Annotated in this window: 1 rRNA gene; it reads left to right on the top strand. The window is 45.7% G+C overall.

From position 1 onward, the window contains the following. Nucleotides 1-240 precede the first annotated feature (240 nt). Nucleotides 241-466, top strand: a 23S ribosomal RNA gene (locus tag SB756_RS28110); the annotation flags it as partial.

The raw sequence follows: 466 nt of genomic DNA, 5'->3' as shown, positions 1-466 counted from the left end.
CAGGACACCGCCCTTTCACGGCGGTAACAGGGGTTCGAATCCCCTAGGGGACGCCACTTGCTGGTTTGTGAGTGAAAGTCGCCGACCTTAATATCTCAAAACTCATCTTCGGGTGATGTTTGAGATATTTGCTCTTTAAAAATCTGGATCAAGCTGAAAATTGAAACACTGAACAATGAAAGTTGTTCGTGAGTCTCTCAAATTTTCGCAACTCTGAAGTGAAACATCTTCGGGTTGTGAGGTTAAGCGACTAAGCGTACACGGTGGATGCCTTGGCAGTTGGAGGCGATGAAGGACGTATTAACTTGCGATAAGCCTAGTCAAGCTAGTAAAAAGCACTTGAGACTAGGATTTCCGAATGGGGAAACCCACCTGCTTGCAGGTATCGTTAACTGAATACATAGGTTAACGAGGCGAACGCGGAGAACTGAAACATCTAAGTACCCGTAGGAAAAGAAATCAACCG

This window comes from Pseudomonas sp. SIMBA_068 (assembly GCF_046534705.1).
GTDB lineage: Bacteria > Pseudomonadota > Gammaproteobacteria > Pseudomonadales > Pseudomonadaceae > Aquipseudomonas > Aquipseudomonas putida.
This window is presented reverse-complemented; position numbering and strand designations above follow the sequence as displayed.